The following is a 14,793-nucleotide window of genomic DNA, read 5'->3' as shown; positions in this document are numbered from 1 at the left end:
GAAAATGCGGCGAAACCGGCGCTTAGACCGGCAAGTTGAGAGCAGTATGATCCGGACCATCACCCTTACCGGCGCTTTGGCGCTCTTGGTTGGCTGTCAGACCACTGGCGGGCCGGATGTGACCCGTTTCATCAAGCCAACCGTGATCCAGCCCACCGACATGACCCCGCCCTCTTCCGAGCCGGGGGTATGCTGGGGCCATGAACCCGGCCCGAAGGTCACCGAAATCGTGAGCCAGACCATTTTGGTGCAAGAGGCCATCTATGACCACGCTGGCAAGGAAATTTCACCCGCCATCTACCGCAAGGTGCGCGCGCCCAAGACCATCAATGACGGCACCGGCCGCTGGTTTGAACGGGTCTGCGACGCGCAGGCCACGCCGGCGCTGATCGAAACGCTGCAGCGCGCGCTTGCCGCGCGGGGGCATTACCGCGGTGATGTGACCGGCGTTCTGGATGGCTCAACCCGCCGGGCGGTCCGCGCCTACCAGCGCGTGCAAGGCCTCGACAGCGACGTGCTGAGCCTGTCCGCCGCCCAGCAGCTTGGCCTGATCGAGATCGAATTGGATCCGGAGGTTGTCGAGGGCTAAGCCACGGCCCCGGCGACACAAAAAAAGGGGCGCCCGCAGGCGCCCCCATTTATGGAATTGGCCGATATCAGTCTTCGAGGGACAGCGCCAGGAAGCGCGGGTCACCCTGGCGGCGGATCAGCATCAGGAACGATTTCCGACCGGCATCCTTGGCCTCTGCAATGCGGTCCTCAAGATCACCGAGCCCTTCGACCTTCTGCTGGCCGGCCTCAACGATCAGATCACCGGCGCGCAGGCCTTTCTCAAACGCGTCGCTTTCGTCGGCAACTTCCTTGACCACAAGGCCGGACATATCCTTGTCCAGCCCCAGTTGATCGCGAAGCTCGTCATTTAGCACCGCGACGGTCATTCCCAGAATGGTCTTTTCCTCCGGGTCGGCCTTCTCGATCGCGACGGGCACGGCGGTCGCCTCTGCCTCTTCGCGGCGGCCAAGGGTGACGGCCAATGTGACGGTCTCACCCTCGCGGATGACATCCACGTCGACGGCCTTGCCAACGGCAGTGCTGCCGACAATGCGCACCAGCTCGCGGGTGTTGCTGACGTCGTTGCCGTCAAAGATCATGATCACGTCGCCGGCCTTGATACCTGCGTCCTTGCCGGGGCCATCTGGCACATCCGTAACCAACGCCCCCTTGGCAGAGGCCAGATCCATCGCTTCGGCCACATCCTCGGACACATCCTGGATGCGCACGCCCAGCCAGCCGCGGCGGGTTTCGCCGAATTCCTGCAGCTGGTCGACAACCTTGGTCACCACGTTGGACGCCATGGAAAATCCGATACCGATAGAGCCGCCTGTGGGCGACAGGATCGCGGTGTTCACACCGACAACCTCGCCCTCGACGTTAAACAGCGGGCCACCGGAGTTGCCTTTGTTGATCGCCGCATCGGTCTGGATGAAGTCATCATAGGCCCCGGACAATTCGCGTTCGCGGGCCGACACAATCCCGGCGGAGACAGAGAACCCCTGCCCCAGCGGGTTGCCAACGGCAAGCACCCAGTCGCCGACACGCATCACGTCGCTGTCACCAAACGGCACGAACGGCAGCGGCTCGTCGCTTTCAACCTTCAAAAGCGCGATATCCGTCTTCGGGTCGGTGCCAATCAGCTTGGCCTTCAGCTTGTCGCCAGAGAAGAATTCGACCTCAATCTCGTCGGCCTTGTCGATCACGTGGTTGTTGGTGACGATGTAGCCATCGGCCGAGATCACAAAGCCGGACCCCAGCGCGGAGGATTGGCGCGGGCGTTGCCCACGGTTCTGGCGGTCGAGGAAATCCTTGAAGAAATCTTCCAACGGGGACCCTTCAGGCACCACCGGCGCCGGGCCCTGATCCACACCGGCCACGTTGGTCGATGTGGTGATATTCACAACGGACGGGCTGACCTGTTCGGCAAGATCAGCAAAGCTTTCGGGCAGCTTGGCATTGGCGGCAATGGTCTGCGCCATGGCAAGGGCCAGTCCCAGGGCCAGCACCTGCAATGCGCGCACGGGCTGCACCTGTCTCAAAGTTTGGGGTATGACGTGAGCGTTCAATTCCAGCTCCTCCGGTTTTTCGTTTCTTGGTGTGGGCAGGTGCACATTGCATGTGCGCCCGCGCTCGATACTTCCAAAGTGGGCCATTTCACGCAGATTGCAACGGTTCCACCCCTCGCCTGATGTCAACAGGACGTGAGCGCCCTGTAACAGCTTTGACCAGACCATAGCGCTGTTGCGCAAATCATCAAAGCACCGAACGGTGCATTATCCCTTAACGCGCGCCGCCTTGAATTTGGCATCTGCCTCCGGCGAGCCGTCGTGAAAGCTGCCGAACCACTTGTCCAGCGGCACCGCACTTTCCCCGAAATTCACGGTGTGAAACCGGTGATGCAGGTAATGCATCAGCTTTTCCTTCTTCACGGCCGCCTCGTCACCAAACACCAACTCGTCAAAGCCTGAATGGCTGACGGCGGGCCCCAGCGCCGTGGTGACCCCGTTAAACATCATATGAAGCGGGTGCGACGGCACCACCAGGTGGATCGCCATGCAGCTGAAATAAAGCACATGCTCCACCGGGTGCATCGCCATGCCCGACCAAGGCCCCACATTGACATTCTTGTGGTGCAGGTAATGCACAGAGCGATAGAGCGGCGGCCAGTGGATCAGCCGGTGGATCCAGTAAAAATGGAAGTTGCGCCAGAACGGCATGAGCAGCAGCCACGCCACGAACCAGACCGGGTTTTGCGCCAGAGATGAGAACGGAAGCGCGCTATTGGCATAGCCCCACCACAGCCCCACCTCAAACAGCGACCAGACGATGACCCCGACCATCGACCAGAAGACATTGTCATGGACCTGATTGTTGAACAGGAAGCGCTTGTCGCGCTCTGCAGGCCAGTTGCCGTTATATTTGGCGCGCCGCCCCTGCTTGCGCCACCGGTAGAGCCACAGATGCAGGCCGCCGGTGAATGCGCCGACCATCACGACATTGCGCAGTAAGATCTCAAGAGCCCAGCCAAGCTGCAGGTTTTGCATCCGCGACATGTCGGGTGTGAAGAAAAGATACGCGATGACGGTCATGGCCAGATACAACCCAAACCACGGCACCAGAAACCCGGGCACGCCAAAGAACCAGCGCGCCAGCACCTTCGGGGTCGTCGGCCAGTCAAAGAGCGGCATGAACCGCACCGGTTTGTCGGGTCGCCATTCGCCGCGCCGGTCGCGGTGCTGGCCGTGCTCGTCAATGGTGGTGGTCTCGTCAGCCATGCCCCACCTAACGCGCCCGCGCGGCAAAGCGTCAAGTCACCAAATATTAAGGTTAACGCGCGCTCCCGACATTCAAATCACCGCCTTCCGGCTTCGTTTTGGCAAAAATACTCAAATCCCGCGGCCCAACTCAGTTGCCAAACGCCCCTTTGGCAAGCCACACCAGAAACACCCCGAACGCCACGCAACCCAACCCCAACAGGCGCCGCGTCTCTGGCGGGATGTCGGCAATGGCCTTGATCAGCTCTTCCAAACGCGAAGGGGCCAGTGCGAACACCAGCCCCTCGACGACCATCACCAAACCGATGGCCAGCAGAATATGGGTGATCATTGACCCGCGGCGGTGCCTTGGTCGGACCGCAGATAGTCAAAGAACGGATCGTTCGGGCTGATCACGAAGGAGGAGTTGCTGCCCAGCAGCCCCCGCTCATACGCGTCCAGCGACCGGCGGAATTCGAAGAACTCCTGATCTGCCCCGTAAGCTTCACCAAAGATACGGTTCCGTTCAGCGTCGGCCTCACCACGGGTGATATCGGCCACTTTCTGCGCCTCGGAGACCAGCTCGACCACGGTACGATCCGCTTGCGCGCGCACACGTTGCGCCGCTTCTTCACCACGGGCAATCTCGTCCGCCGCTTCCCGTTCCCGCTCAGCGCGCATCCGGTTAAACGTGGCTTCAAGGTTCTGCTCTGGCAGGTCGGTGCGTTTCAGACGCACATCCACAACCTGCAGGCCCAACGGCTTGGCCCGCTCCCGGGCCTGCGCCGTGATCTGCGCGATCAACGCGCCGCGATCAGCCGACAGAATGGTGTTCGATGTCACACCTTCGGAGCCCAGAACCTGACGGATCACCGGGTTCAGGATGCCGGACAGGCGCGATTCTGCGGTCGCAAGACCACCCACACCCACCGCTTGCCGGAACTGAACCACGTCAGAGATGCGATAACGCGCAAACGCGTCCACAACCAGACGACGGTCGTCCGACGGCGTCACCTCGGTCTGAGGGGTGTCCAGCGCCAGAATGCGGTCGTCGTAACGCACCACTTCCTGAATGAACGGAATTTTGAAGGCCAGACCAGGGTCTTCCTTCACCGATTTGATCTGCCCGAATTGCAGCACCAGTGCCTTCTGGCGTTCATCCACGATGAACACGGAGGACAGGATCAGCAGCAAAATACCAAAGAGGACGACTAGTCCCATAATACCACGGCTCATCAGTTGTTCCCCCCTGTTGCGGGTTTGCGCAGCTCGTTGAGCGGCAGGTAAGGCACGACGCCCTGGCCGCCCTCACCGGAGTTGTCGAGAATGATTTTGTCAGTCGCGCCGTATACGCGCTCGACCGTTTCCAGCCACAGACGCTTGCGCGTCACTTCAGGGGCTTTCTGGTATTCTTCCAAAACGGCGGTGAAGCGCGCGGCCTCACCTTCGGCCTGGTTGACCTGCTGGGCGCGGTAGGCTTCCGCCTGCTCAAGAAGCTGGGCGCTGTCACCACGGGCTTTCGCAAGCTGGCGGTTGGCATAGGCATCCGCCTGACGTTGCAGCGTGTCACGCTGCTGCTCGGCCGCTTGCACTTCGCGGAACGCGTCAATCACCTCGCGCGGCGGGTCGGCCTTGTCGAGGTTGAGACGCACGATGTTCACGCCTGAATCGTATTGGTCGAGCGTCAGCTGGATCAATTCCCGAACCTCGTCGGCGATCAGCTGACGGTTCCGGTTGAGGATCGGCGCCAATTCAGAGCGCGCGATCACTTCCCGCATGGCTGATTCCGACACAGACCGAATGGTGTCCTGCGGCTCGGCCAGGTTGAAGAGAAACTTGGCGGGGTCGTTGATGTTCCAGACCACCTGGAAATCAATATCCACGATGTTTTCATCCGTGGTCAGCATCAGCCCGCCGTCGCCGCGCGCGCCGACACCGATGTCTTCGGTCTGCTCCCGCGTCACTGGCAGAACCTCTGCGGTCACAACCGGCCAAGGCGCAAAGTTCAGCCCCGGGTTCCCGGTGGAAGAGTACTCGCCAAGGAACAGCTCAACGGACTGCTCTTCCGGTGCAACCGTGTAGAAGGATGTGAACACCCAAGCCACAACCGCCACGAGGCCGCCCAGCAGATAGACGCCTTTGCCGATACCCGGCCCGTCGCCCTGCCCGCCGCCAGCACCGTTTCTACGGTTGCCGCCGCCTTTGCCGCCCATCAGGACGCGCAATTGCTCTTGGCCTTTTTTCATCAGCTCGTCGATTTCAGGGATCTGCGGTGACCCGCCATTGCCGCCCTGCTGGCCTCGGCCCGGTTCCCGGTCGCCGCCCGGGCGCTTGTCATCGTTATCCCCATTGCCGCCGCTTCCGCCGCCGCCCCAGGGTCCGCCATTGTTACCGGCCATTAAAGCTCCATCCCTTTTTCAGATATCTCGTATTCCGTGTTGCCTTGTAATTGGGCGTTTTTTCGTAGAAATCAAGCCGAACGCATCGGGGTCTTCATCGTTACCAGCTCTTCTGACATGGTCGGGTGCACGGCGCAAACCTGATCGAACTGCGCTTTGGTTGCGCCCATCTTGACCGCGATGCCCGCCAGCTGGATCATTTCGCCCGCCGCCGGTGCGACGATATGGCAGCCCAGCACCACGTCCGTTTCCTTGGAGACCACCAATTTCATCAGCACCCGGTCCTCGCGGTCGATGAAGGCCTGCTGCATCGGGCGGAAGGAGGTGCAGTAAATGTCCACCGGCTCTTGGTCGCGCGCCTCTTCCTCGGTCAGCCCTACGGTGCCGAGTTCGGGCTGCGTAAACACCGCCGAAGGGATCAGCTCGTGATCAACCTTGGTCGGGTTGCCTTTGAACACGGTTTCCACAAAGGCCATGCCTTCGCGGATTGCGACCGGCGTCAGGTTCACGCGGTTGGTCACGTCGCCCACAGCGTAGATCGAGGGCTGCGACGTCTGGCTATACTCATCCACGATAATCTCGCCGCGGCGACCCAGCTTGGCGCCGGTGTTGTCCAGCCCCAAATCCTCGGTGTTGGGGGTGCGGCCGGTGGCGAACATCACCTGATCAAAGACCTGTGTGGTCCCGTTGGAGGCTTTCACCCAGATCGGGCCGCCCTTGCCTTGGCCGTATGTGTGGCGCAGCTCCGCCTCTTTATCTTCCGTCAGGCCTTTCGTGGCGTCGGAGGCCGTCATAAGGGACGTGTCGTCCACATCCGCTTCGCGGCGCATTTCCACAATGTTGGTGCCCACGTGCAGGTCAACGCCCTTCTTTATCATCATTTCGGCCACCAGCCCGCGCGCCTCGTCATCGAAGCCGCGTAGCACCTGTGCGCCGCGGTAATATTGCGTCACCTCCACGCCCATCCCGTTCAGGATGCAGGCAAATTCGCAGGCGATGAAGCCGCCGCCCACAATCAGAATGCGCTTGGGCAATTCCGGCAGGTGGAAAATGTCGTTCGAGGTGATGCCCAGATGGTCATTGTCCATGCCCGGCAAGGCGGGCTTGCCGCCGGTGGCGATCAGGATGTGCTTGGCGGTCACCTCCTCGCCGGTGCTCAGCGCCACGGTGTGGGCGTCCTTCATCTTGCCGCGCGCGTCGTAGATCTGCACGCCGGAATTGTTCAGCAGATTGCGGTACACGCCCTCCAGCCGGTCCAGCTCCCCGTTCAGTTTGGCCTGAAAGCTGGGCCAGTCGAACCCGCCCGCATGCACGGTCCAGCCGTAATCCTGCGCCTCGGCCATAGCCTCCCGGTAGCTCGACGCAAACACCATCAACTTCTTGGGCACGCAGCCCCGGATCACGCAGGTTCCGCCCATGCGGTCATCCTCGGCGAGGGCTACCTTCGCGCCCTCGGCAGCCGCGACACGGGCCGCGCGGACGCCGCCCGATCCCCCACCGATGACAAACAGGTCATAATCAAAGCTCATCTGCGTCTTCCTTTAGTCTGCAATGTCGACGAACAGGTTGTCGGTTTCCAACACGTCGATCTGTTCGTGCTCAACCGTCCCGTTGTTGATGTCGCGCACTTCCACAGAGCCGTCGCCATTGCCAATCACAACCACGTCACAAATGTCGATGAACAGCCCGTTCTCGACCACGCCGGGGATTTGGTTCAGAACCAGCGACAGCTGTCGCGCGTTTCCGATGCGGCGCAGATGCAGGTCCAGGATGAAGTTTCCCTCGTCGGTGACAAACGGCGTGTCATTGTTCATCCGCAGGCTGGAGCTGCGCCCCAGCACGTCCAGATTCACCAGCGTCTCTTCAACCAGCGCCTTGGTGGTCTGCCAGCCAAACGGGATCACCTCGATCGGCAGCGGGAAGGCGCCAAGGGTGTCGACCTGTTTGCTGAGATCCGCGATCACGATCATCTGGTCGCTGGCCGTGGCCACGATCTTTTCCTGCAGCAGCGCCCCACCCCCGCCTTTGATCAGGTTGAGGTTGGTGTCATACTCGTCCGCGCCGTCAATGGTCAGGTCCAGCCACTTGGCCTCATCCAATGTCACAATCGGGACCCCGACCTGCGCGGCCAGCTCGGCAGTGCGGGTCGAGGTGGCGACGCCCGTGACCTTCAGCCCGTCCTCGCGCACCAGTTCGCCCAGGCATTTGACCATCCAGGCCGCCGTGGACCCGGTGCCAAGCCCCACCTTCATACCGTCCTCGACATAATCCACAGCCCGCTTGGCGGCGACAAACTTGGCCTTATCGATCGGGGACAGGTTGGATGACATGGTGCAGGCTCCGGGTGGTTCGCGGATGTTATAGGCGGATTGCACAAAAGGCGCGAGGGCCAAAACGCGCAAACGGGCGCGCCCTTCGATCAGGCCTCACCCGCAGGCGCGCAGCCCTTTTTCGCCAGTCAGACCGCTGCGCCACCATCCATTGCCGGCCTGCCCCGTTGGGCAGCAGCGGCGCAATTCACGCGTCGCCGCTGACGCGCCCAGACACGGATATGCGGCAGGTCCGTTCAAAGCCGCTTCGCCCTTGGGGTTGTGTCCAAAAAGGGCCAGCAGCCGTAGCCGCTCATATGCGGGCAGTTGCCCCAAACAGGTTGCCCCCAGCAGGATCGTCTCGCTCAGGCAGCCATGCGCTTCGATCACCTGATGCGATTGGCAGGCGAAATGGACCCAGGTGATGCTCGCCTTGCCGAGCATTTTGCGCACCCCGCGCAAATGTTGCAGGGACTTGGCAGGCACCAGCATGGGACGCCTGGCCAACCCCGCACCCTGCGATGGGTGACCAATCAGGATGCGGTGCTGCGAAGAGACGACCAGATCCCTCGCAGGCCGGCCCCGCCCCAGCGCACCTTTTGATATCAGGATGGGGCGCCGCCCGTCAGGCGCGCCGCACAAATTTTGTCTGACGGCATGGGACCAGAGCACGCGGTGCCACGCACCATCGAGCCCCCGCAGCAGGTCCCCCGCCTTGATCTGTTCCGCCGGCACCGACCCATGTTTGGTTTCAATCAGAGTGTCAGATGCAAAACAGGGCGTTGTGTTGGTTTCGTAATAGCTGTGAGACATTGTGTTGTCGCTGCCATTGGACCCGGCGGTGTCCCCGACATTGGCCGCGGCCACGACGGTGTAGCTTTCGCCGGGGATCAGGGGCGCGGACGAGATATAGCCGACGTGAACACCGTCAATCTCGATCCGGTCCAGGTAGATGTTGCCCCCATTCGAATCCTGGATAATGGCATAGTGCTGAACATATACGGTGCCGTTGGCTATCTCCGCGCCGGTGTCGTCATAGGCGGAGCCAACCTGATTGGCGTCATCGCCGACCCCGTCATCATTCTGGTCCCCATCAAGTTGCGTGTCGTCATCCGAATATTCGATCAGATTGCGGTCGGTGCGGAAATCGTAATCGGCGGCGAGTGTGAAAGAGAAAGACGGGTCATCATATGTCAGAGCATCTGGGGCGTAGGTGTGAAACTGATAGTCGGGCATGGCACGTCTCCTGAAAGCAGTTTTTCAGTAAACGCTGGCCGTTAATCATGTCCTGCAGCCACGCCACAAAACCCATAAGGTTTTAGACAAGTCGCCTCATCAGGTGATTGCGGCCAAAACGACGTCCAGGCAGTCTCGTGGCAGGATCACCAACATCGCCCGGCTTTCAAACCGCAACCGCACCGGCCCGGTCACCTCGTTTGAGGTTCCCACAAAAGTTGACGGCGACATGGTCTGGCCATCTATCGGATATCTCAGCCCCGTGCCTGCCCCGCGCAGCTCTGCCATCGGGTACAGGGAAAAGCGGGTTCCGGTGGGCAAATCCAACGCCAGTTCCAGCGGCGACAGAAAGCACAGGTCTTCCTCTGACAGCATCACCACGCGTTTGTCGGGGAATTTGACCAAACTCGTGCAGGCCGCCAATTGATGGTCCAGCCGCCCGCCCGAGAAGCCCAAGGCCAGGATCGCAGGGGCGTCAATCGACCTCAGACATTTGTCAAAATCAGTGCTGTCCTGCTCCGCAACATAATGCAGATGATTTTCATCAATTTGCGCACGCGCGGCGTCTGAGATCGAATCCATATCCCCAATCACCGCGTCCGGCATGTGCCCCGCCGCCAATGCGGTGTCCGCCCCGCCATCCGCAGCCACGAGAATCGGTGCTATCTTAAGCGCTTGTTTTACATGGCTAAAATGTGTCGAACCCCCACCCAAAAGTGTCAAAAATGTGTGGGTTTGAACAATGATCTCGGACATGGGATGATTAATGATCAATCTGGAAACAATGGGCAATGTTTCTTGCAGATAATCACTACCAAAATTCAGTTTTTGTTTGGGAATGGGAAATACTGTGGACTAAATTCGTTGCGTGGGTTGGGGAGAAAGCGAGTACACCGTGGTTGGTGATAGTAAAATTCTGACGGTCTCTTACGGGACCTTCTCTTGTACCCTTGAAGGGTTTGACGAGCCGTTTTCAACAATGAAAGCGATCTCTGAATATTTCCGTGATCTGGCGGAGCGTGACAGGTTCTTTGGCGCTGAGCCGCCGCAACCTGATGCGGAGTATCTGCACCGGATCGCCGAACAGACAATCAAGTCCCGCGTCAATGCCGAGGTGACTGACAATTCCCTGATCCTGCGTCAGGACCATCAACAACAAGACACCGCACCGATTGCCGCGCCCGCTGTGGCAGCAGCGCCTGTGGACGCCCCGGCTCAGCCCGTGGCCGACGCAGCGGCACCGGTTGCGGCCCCTGAAACGGCAGTTGCCGCCTTTGTCGAAACACCGACATCGGACCGCACTGGATTTGGCGAAGGCGACACGATCGCCGAGAAACTGCAGCGCATCCGCGCCGTGGTCTCTCGTGAGACCGCCGAACCGGCAGAGGTAACGTCCTTCTATAGCGAGGACGAGCATGCCGAAGACCTGGCCGCGCCAGAAGCGGAACCGGAAGCGGTCACCGATCCGGGCGCAGACCTGGATGCGGACGATACCGCCGAGGCCGAAGTACCGACCCCGGTTGCCCAAGACGTCTATGAAGATGATGACGGCACCGCTGACGTTCTGAGCAGCATCATGGCCAATGCCGCCGAAGATGAGGTGGACGCTGACGTCGACGCCCCAGTGGCGGAGACAGCGACCGATGATGCGGAGACTGAGGACGAAGTCGAGATGGAAGCGGAAGCTGACGTCGAAGCTGGGGCTGACGTTGACGTTGTTGCGGATATTGAAACTGCCGCAGACGAGCTGGACGAGGCTGATCAAGCAACAGCAGCCGAAGACGTTGCCGCCACAGAGGAAGAGGCAGACCAAGACGCCCCTACCGACGAGGTCGTGGCCGATGCAGAAGCTGACGCCCCGGCTGAGGCCATTGAAGCCTCAAGCGAGGCCGATACGGATGGCGATACTGACGCATCTGCGGACATTGCAGACGTGATGGCTCCCATCGCCAAGCCGCGCCGCCGCATCATCGTGCAGAAGATTTCTCGCGCTGAAGTCGAGGCAGCCAGCACGGCAGCCGAGACCGATGACACTGCCGAAGACGCATCTGCCGAGTTGGATGACGAGGCTGAGGCGGCACTTATGGCCGAACTGGCAGAAGTCGAAGCCGACATGGGTGAAGACATCGTTTCCGATGAGGAAGACGATATGGAAGCCCGTGCCCTCGCCTCCGCTCAGGCGGCGCAGGACAAGGCAGACGCCGAGGCCGCGGAACGCGCCAGAGTGGAAGCCGAAGCCGCCGCCGCTGCAGCAGCAGACGCCCAAGCTGACGCCGAAGCAAAAGCTGCCGAAGAAGCTGACGCATTGGCCAAGGTCATGGCGGAGGCCGCTGAGGTCGAAGCTGAGCAAGGTGAAGACGTCGGCGAAGACGCAACTGACGCGGTCGCCGCCGAGGCTGCCGAAGAAGATGCGGCGACGGCTGAAGTTGAAGCCGACGACGCGGACACAGACGCTGACCATGCTGAAGCGTCAACCGCGCCTGAGGCCGAAACCACACAGGACGAGAACCGCGCAGCGCGCCTCGCCCGCCGTGCGCTCCTGGTCGAGGACGAGGATGCGGCGCTGAACCGCCTGATGGACGCGACCAGCACCCGCCTGTCGGATGACGATGAAGGTGCGGTCCGCCGCGCATCAATCGCTCATCTCAAGGCCGCTGTTGCCGCGACCAAGGCTGATGACAGCATCGCAAAGGCCGCCGCTGATGAGGAAGAGCGTGAGCTCGACCAATATCGCGACGATCTGGCCCGCGTTGTCCGCCCTGGCCGTGCACGTCCACGTGCGGAAGGTGCTGCCACCTCCCGGCCCGCGCCGTTGGTGCTGGTCAGCGAGCAGCGCATCGACGCCCCTGCCCCTCAGGCAGACGCGGCTGCAGCTGCCGATGTGCGCCCGCGCCGCATCACAGCCGGCAACCTCGCCCTGAAAGAGGAAATGGAAGAGGAACTGGACGAAAACCTCTTCGACGATGCCAATGTCGAAAGCTTCAGCCAATATGCAGCGCGTCACGACGCACTGGAATTGCCTGATCTGCTGGAAGCAGCGGCGGCGCATTACGCTTTCATCGAAGGGGCGGAGGAATTCACCCGTCCGATGCTGATGCGCAAAATCGCGTCTCTCACCACTGGCGAAGCGCCCTCGCGCGAAGCAGGGTTGCGCAGCTTTGGCGCGCTCCTGCGCGAAGGCCGCGTCGTCAAAAGTGGGAACGGAAAATTCGTGTTGTCGGGCAAGTCCCGCTTCACACCCGAGGCTCGCGAAGCCGGGGAGTAATTCCCGACTTCATAAGGCACCAACCACAGGACGGGGTACGCGCAAGCGTGCCCCGTTTTGCGTTTGCCCGCCCAAAGCGCGACAGTTACCGCCTTGGAAACGCCCAGAAAATAGGCAGTAGCCAAGGCGATCGACCGCCACATTCAAGGCTTTGACCGGCACGTTCAAAAACGATCCGTCGCGGTGCAAAATTTCGCCATTTCTTGCCGATTGAGACAGGTTACCATGGCCAAACAAAACTAACCTGTTTAGTTTTCAAATTATCGAAACGCGGCATTGGCCGCGTCCCTTACCCAACAAAAACAAACAACGCCCCGATGACATATCGATTGAGGCGAACGGGGACGGCTTGCCGTCCGTGCGAGGCAGTATGGCACGTGATGAAATCACCAACTGGCTAAGCCAGGCCCGGAAATTTCAGAGCAAAGGAGAGCTGGGACGGGCGGAAACCATCCTCAACCAGTTGTCCCGTGCGGCCCCGCTCCAACCCGAGGTGCATCACCGTCTGGCGCTGATTTACATCGCGACGGGGCGGCATCCACTTGCGAAAGCCTCCATCGACCGTGCCCTGACCCAAGCGCCGGGCTCTGCGGCGATCTGGAAAACGACGATACGATTTGCCCGCGACCTAGCAGACCCACAGGCGATCAGCCGATTGCGCGCCGGTCTTGAAGCCGCACCGCTGCCAAAGTCAGACCGGCGCAAGCTTCGTAAATCGTTGGATGCGCCGTTGCGCACGTCACAGCGCCCTGCCCCCTCGATCCCGGAGCTTCGAGCCCAAGGCAAATTGCGCGACGCATTGGCCTTTGCCACGGCGCAGGTCGCGGACCTTCCGACGCCCGCCAATTACAGCACACTCGCGGACAGCCAGCGTGACCTGCATTTGGACGATGCCGCTTTGACGACACTCGAAACCGGCTGCGCGGCTTTTCCCGACGATCCGGCTTTGGCCGAACGCCACGTCATCCACCTGCGCAGCCTCGGGCACGGCGCCGCATATGCCGACGCGCTCCGAAAGGCCCGCGAAACATGGCCCACCAATGCCGCGCTGATGCTGCTGGATGCGAACGCGGCAGCCCCGTCTCACGGCCTGCTTGAGGCCGTGGCGCAGCAGCTTGAAGATCCGGACCTGCCCGCCCCTTCCAAACGCCGGCTTCTGTTCGCTCAGGCGAAGTTGGCGGAAGCCAAAGGCGAGGACTTCCCGTTCCTTGAATATGCGAACGCCCTCACCCGATCCGCATTCCCCTACGACATCGGCCCGGACGAATTGGATGTGCATGCCAACCAGACCGGTTTCTCCAATGGATTTCGGTCCGACATGGAGCAGGCCGCCAATCCTGATCCGCGCCCGATCTTTATCACCGGGCTGCCGAGGTCCGGCACGACCCTGGCGGAGCGTATGTTGGCGACCCGTCCTGACGTCGCATCCGCCGGAGAGGTGGGTTGGATCAACCGCCATATCCGCAAACTTCTTCAAGCGCCTCGCCGCGACGATGATGCCCGCGCGTTCGCCCGACAGATGACCAGCCGGTACTGGACGATGCAGCGGGAGAAATTTCCCGACGCGACCCATATCATCGACAAATCGATCCCCAGCTACGCCTATCTCGGCGCGCTGAAAACGCTGATGCCCAATGCGCGGATCATTGTGATGCGTCGCGACCCCGCAGACACCGCGCTATCCCTGTTTCGCAACATGTTCGTCGAAGGGCGTCACCGCTACACCAATGATCTTGAGGACATTGCGCGCTTCATGCGGCTGTTCGAGGGCCAACTGGCATTCTGGCGCAAGGCCGCGCCCGACAGCTTCACCGAAATCTGGTACGAAGATTTGGTGCAAACACCGCTGGAGACGTCTCAGGCCCTTTATGCGGCCGCTGGCATAGATTGGCACCCGGGTTCATTGGATTTTCATGCCAAAGCGGGCCGCGTTGATACGCTCAGCGCGTCTCAGGTGCGCGCTCCGATCCATACCGGCTCGGTGGGGTTGGCCGCGCGATTTGGCAAGGAGATGGAGCCGTTTACGACGTTGTACGAAAAATTGGGCGCAGACAGGCCTAGTCCTGATCGGGATCAGCCTGCCCAATGCCTTTGAACAGAAATTTGAACGGCAAAGCCCACGCGATGCCCAGCCCCAGGTAAATGCCCAGCTCCATCAAGAAGGAGGGGCGCGGCAACAACCCCACCAGCGTCACCGCCACCACAATATAAAGCGGCAGGCCGACCACCAGCAAAAGCAGCGACCAGCGTTTGCGGGCTTTGTAGCTCAGGGCCAT

General features: G+C 61.0%; 13 protein-coding genes. 3 read left to right on the top strand and 10 right to left on the bottom strand.

Going from position 1 to position 14,793, the window contains the following annotated elements; all coding sequences use genetic code 11:
* Positions 1-46: 46 nt before the first annotated feature.
* Complete coding sequence (locus Q0899_RS01565; protein ID WP_299190915.1) at positions 47-589, top strand: peptidoglycan-binding domain-containing protein; 543 nt, start codon at positions 47-49, stop codon at positions 587-589.
* Positions 590-656: 67 nt separating this feature from the next.
* Here Q0899_RS01565 and Q0899_RS01560 read toward each other — a convergent pair whose 3' ends face one another.
* The 9 genes from Q0899_RS01560 to Q0899_RS01520 all read right to left on the bottom strand — a co-directional run bounded on the left by Q0899_RS01560 (position 657) and on the right by Q0899_RS01520 (position 10,008).
* Entirely contained in the window at positions 657-2,033 is a 1,377-nt protein-coding gene (locus tag Q0899_RS01560) for a Do family serine endopeptidase (protein WP_299195172.1), read from the bottom strand.
* Between the two features lie 294 nt (positions 2,034-2,327).
* Positions 2,328-3,329, bottom strand: a complete 1,002-nt coding sequence (locus tag Q0899_RS01555; RefSeq protein ID WP_299190914.1) for a sterol desaturase family protein — start codon at positions 3,327-3,329, stop codon at positions 2,328-2,330.
* A 130-nt stretch (positions 3,330-3,459) separates the two neighbouring features.
* Positions 3,460-3,660 (bottom strand): DUF2065 domain-containing protein, encoded by a 201-nt coding sequence (locus tag Q0899_RS01550; protein WP_298358780.1) that lies wholly within the window; start codon positions 3,658-3,660, stop codon positions 3,460-3,462.
* Positions 3,657-4,544, bottom strand: a complete 888-nt coding sequence (locus Q0899_RS01545; protein ID WP_298292380.1) for a protease modulator HflC — start codon at positions 4,542-4,544, stop codon at positions 3,657-3,659. Before Q0899_RS01545 ends, Q0899_RS01550 begins: the two co-directional genes overlap by 4 nt.
* Complete coding sequence (gene hflK, locus Q0899_RS01540; RefSeq protein ID WP_298292382.1) at positions 4,544-5,707, bottom strand: FtsH protease activity modulator HflK; 1,164 nt, start codon at positions 5,705-5,707, stop codon at positions 4,544-4,546. Before hflK ends, Q0899_RS01545 begins: the two co-directional genes overlap by 1 nt.
* Positions 5,708-5,778: 71 nt before the next feature.
* Positions 5,779-7,236, bottom strand: coding sequence for an FAD-dependent oxidoreductase (locus tag Q0899_RS01535; RefSeq protein ID WP_299190913.1), 1,458 nt, complete (start codon positions 7,234-7,236; stop codon positions 5,779-5,781).
* A 12-nt stretch (positions 7,237-7,248) separates the two neighbouring features.
* On the bottom strand, positions 7,249-8,037 hold the full coding sequence (gene rpiA, locus Q0899_RS01530; RefSeq protein WP_298358786.1) for a ribose-5-phosphate isomerase RpiA: 789 nt from the start codon (positions 8,035-8,037) through the stop codon (positions 7,249-7,251).
* A gap of 96 nt (positions 8,038-8,133) precedes the next feature.
* A complete protein-coding gene (locus tag Q0899_RS01525; protein ID WP_298292389.1) occupies positions 8,134-9,252 on the bottom strand; it encodes a Hint domain-containing protein in 1,119 nt (372 codons plus the stop codon).
* Between the two features lie 99 nt (positions 9,253-9,351).
* Positions 9,352-10,008 carry a thiamine diphosphokinase gene (locus tag Q0899_RS01520; RefSeq protein WP_298292391.1) on the bottom strand — a complete coding sequence of 219 codons (657 nt, stop codon included), beginning with the start codon at positions 10,006-10,008 and terminating at the stop codon, positions 9,352-9,354.
* 139 nt (positions 10,009-10,147) lie between these two features.
* On the opposite strand from Q0899_RS01520, the gene Q0899_RS01515 reads away from it, so the two are divergent.
* The gene (locus Q0899_RS01515; RefSeq protein ID WP_299190912.1) at positions 10,148-12,517 is read left to right on the top strand and encodes a hypothetical protein; all 2,370 of its coding nucleotides are present in this window, start codon (positions 10,148-10,150) and stop codon (positions 12,515-12,517) included.
* A gap of 370 nt (positions 12,518-12,887) precedes the next feature.
* Complete coding sequence (locus Q0899_RS01510; protein ID WP_299190911.1) at positions 12,888-14,612, top strand: tetratricopeptide repeat-containing sulfotransferase family protein; 1,725 nt, start codon at positions 12,888-12,890, stop codon at positions 14,610-14,612.
* Here Q0899_RS01510 and Q0899_RS01505 read toward each other — a convergent pair.
* Positions 14,575-14,793: a DUF2842 domain-containing protein gene (locus tag Q0899_RS01505; RefSeq protein ID WP_298292397.1), complete on the bottom strand. Its 219-nt coding sequence runs from the start codon at positions 14,791-14,793 to the stop codon at positions 14,575-14,577. The two genes, Q0899_RS01510 and Q0899_RS01505, sit on opposite strands and share 38 nt — an antisense overlap.

The organism is uncultured Litoreibacter sp. (assembly GCF_947501785.1).
GTDB lineage: Bacteria > Pseudomonadota > Alphaproteobacteria > Rhodobacterales > Rhodobacteraceae > Litoreibacter.
Note: the sequence above shows the minus strand (reverse complement) of the source record. Positions and strands in the feature narration are given on the sequence as shown.

Bases quoted from the DNA above. Each gene is read 5' to 3' on its own strand.
- Q0899_RS01505 (WP_298292397.1), bottom strand. From the start codon at position 14,793: ATGGCCCTGAGCTACAAAGCCCGCAAACGCTGGTCGCTGCTTTTGCTG.
- Q0899_RS01560 (WP_299195172.1), bottom strand. From the start codon at position 2,033: ATGGCGCAGACCATTGCCGCCAATGCCAAGCTGCCCGAAAGCTTTGCT.
- Q0899_RS01565 (WP_299190915.1), top strand. From the start codon at position 47: ATGATCCGGACCATCACCCTTACCGGCGCTTTGGCGCTCTTGGTTGGC.
- Q0899_RS01535 (WP_299190913.1), bottom strand. From the start codon at position 7,236: ATGAGCTTTGATTATGACCTGTTTGTCATCGGTGGGGGATCGGGCGGC.
- Q0899_RS01525 (WP_298292389.1), bottom strand. From the start codon at position 9,252: ATGCCCGACTATCAGTTTCACACCTACGCCCCAGATGCTCTGACATAT.
- Q0899_RS01550 (WP_298358780.1), bottom strand. From the start codon at position 3,660: ATGATCACCCATATTCTGCTGGCCATCGGTTTGGTGATGGTCGTCGAG.
- Q0899_RS01510 (WP_299190911.1), top strand. From the start codon at position 12,888: ATGGCACGTGATGAAATCACCAACTGGCTAAGCCAGGCCCGGAAATTT.
- Q0899_RS01555 (WP_299190914.1), bottom strand. From the start codon at position 3,329: ATGGCTGACGAGACCACCACCATTGACGAGCACGGCCAGCACCGCGAC.
- hflK (WP_298292382.1), bottom strand. From the start codon at position 5,707: ATGGCCGGTAACAATGGCGGACCCTGGGGCGGCGGCGGAAGCGGCGGC.
- Q0899_RS01520 (WP_298292391.1), bottom strand. From the start codon at position 10,008: ATGTCCGAGATCATTGTTCAAACCCACACATTTTTGACACTTTTGGGT.
- rpiA (WP_298358786.1), bottom strand. From the start codon at position 8,037: ATGTCATCCAACCTGTCCCCGATCGATAAGGCCAAGTTTGTCGCCGCC.
- Q0899_RS01545 (WP_298292380.1), bottom strand. From the start codon at position 4,544: ATGAGCCGTGGTATTATGGGACTAGTCGTCCTCTTTGGTATTTTGCTG.